A 1,996-nucleotide genomic window follows, 5' to 3' on the forward strand; every position below is an offset into this window, starting at 1 on the left:
GGCGGCGCTGCGGGCCCTGGGGGCGCGCGGCTGGCAGGCCGACCTGGCCGGGCTGCCGCTCGCCAAGGCCTGGATCCGGCTGGAGACCAAGGGCGAACTGGACGGCGCGCCCGTCGAGGGCTAGGCCGTGTTAAGAGCCTTCTCACACGTCTGCGGCTAGGCACCGTGGTCGAACCGGCTCATACTGGGCGTTAGGTTAGCTTTGCCTTAGCGTCTGCCTCACCCCCGGAGAGTCCCCCTTGTTCCTCGGCAACTACCTGATCGGCCTGCGTGAGGGCCTCGAAGCGGCGCTGGTGGTGAGCATCCTCATCGCCTATCTGGTGAAGACCGGCAACCGGAAGGCGCTCGTCCCGGTCTGGACGGGTGTGGGCGTCGCGGTGGCGCTGAGCGTGGCGTTCGCGCTGGTGCTGGAGTACCTGATCGGCCAGGAGCACCACTTCAAGATCCAGGAGCTGACGGGCGGGATCCTGTCGATCGTCGCGGTGGGCCTGGTCACCTGGATGGTCTTCTGGATGCGCAAGGCCGCCCGCGGGATCAAGGCGGAGCTGGAGGGCAGGCTGAACGACGCCCTCGACCTCGGCCCGCGCGCCCTGGCCGTCGTGGCGTTCCTCTCCGTCGGCCGCGAGGGCCTGGAGACCGCGCTGTTCCTGTGGACCAACATCAACCACTCCAACGGCTCGGCCGTCGAACCGGTGTCGGGCGCGCTGGCCGGGCTGGCGACGGCCGTCGTCCTCGGCTATCTGCTGTACCGGGGCGGCCTCAACCTCAACCTGAAGAAGTTCTTCACCTGGACGGGCGCCGCCCTGATCGTGGTCGCGGCCGGTGTGTTCGGCTACGGCTTCCACGACCTGCAGGAGGCCGACGTCCTGCCGGGCCTGAACGCGGTCGCGCTCCAGCCGGCGGACTTCTTCGCCGAGCTCGGGCAGGCCGGCCGGTGGCTCCAGACCCTGTTCCAGGGCGTCCTCAACGTCACCCCGACGATCACCTGGCTCCAGCTCACCGCCTGGTTCGCCTACCTCGTGCCGGTGATGTTCCTGTTCCTGCGCCCGGCCAAGGTGAAGGCGCGGCCGGCGGCGGCCGAGACCGCCGCCGAGAACGCCTGAGCGTTCAGACGAGACCGGGGAGCTCGCGGGTGACCGCGAGCCGGTCGACCTGGCGGCGGAGCCAGTCCCGGACGGTGACGCCCTCCGCCACGAACAGCCGCCCGTCGGGGTCGAGATGGCCGACCCCGACCGGCGCCGAATCGGCGACGATCACCCCGGGCATGTTCGGCAGGGCCGGACGCCCGTCCTCGCGCACCACCTTGACGGCTCCGACGGGCCGGCCCGCGGTGTCGGGCCGGTCCAGCAGCTCGCCCGGGGTCGCGATCGACAGGGCTGTGCCGTAGACGGAGTAGAGGATCTCGCCGAACACGTCCATGAACTCGGGGGCGAACCCGGCGGGCAGCGCGCCGCCCTGACCGACCGCGATCCTGAGGGTCGACAGGTCGAAGGACGCGCGGAGCGCGGGATCCAGCGCGACCGCGCCCTTGAGCACGGCGGGCCCGGCGAACAGGGCGGTGCAGCGGTGCCGTTCGACGGCCGCGAGGGCGCCGGCGGGGTCGGTGCGGGAGGTCAGCACGACGGTGGAGCGGAGCCCGATCGCCAGATGCAGGGCCGTCCTGCCGGAGGTGTGGAAGAGCGGCGAGCCGACCAGCGCCGTCTCGTGGACCTTCAGCGGGATCCGGGACAGCACCGAGGCGAACGGCTCGCCCCTGCCCTTCCTGGCGGGTTTCAGGGAGCGGGCGTCGCGGTGGTAGGGCAGGTCCTCGGCGGCGAGCCTGGCGACTCGGGCGGGCGCGGTGCGGGCCAGGTCGGCGCGGGCGGCGTCGGAGATCAGGACGTCTGCCCGGGACAGGGCGGCGACCAGGTCGGGCGTGGTCCGGGCCGGGTCGAGGACGACCGGTTCGACGCCGAGCTTGGCGCAGGCGATCAGCAGTTCGGTCAGGGCGCGCGGG

Annotated in this window: 2 protein-coding genes; one reads left to right on the plus strand and one right to left on the minus strand. The window is 72.1% G+C overall.

The features are described 5' to 3' along the window. Nucleotides 1-239 precede the first annotated feature (239 nt). Nucleotides 240-1,103 carry an iron uptake transporter permease EfeU gene (efeU, locus tag ACYVE7_RS33150; protein ID WP_460370418.1) on the plus strand — a complete coding sequence of 288 codons (864 nt, stop codon included), beginning with the start codon at nt 240-242 and terminating at the stop codon, nt 1,101-1,103. Nucleotides 1,104-1,107: 4 nt separating this feature from the next. On the opposite strand, the gene ACYVE7_RS33155 is transcribed toward efeU, so the two are convergent. Further along, nucleotides 1,108-1,996: AMP-binding protein (locus ACYVE7_RS33155; protein WP_460370420.1), on the minus strand; the 889-nt coding region annotated here is incomplete at its 5' end.

The sequence above is a fragment of the Actinocorallia lasiicapitis genome, assembly GCF_054778695.1.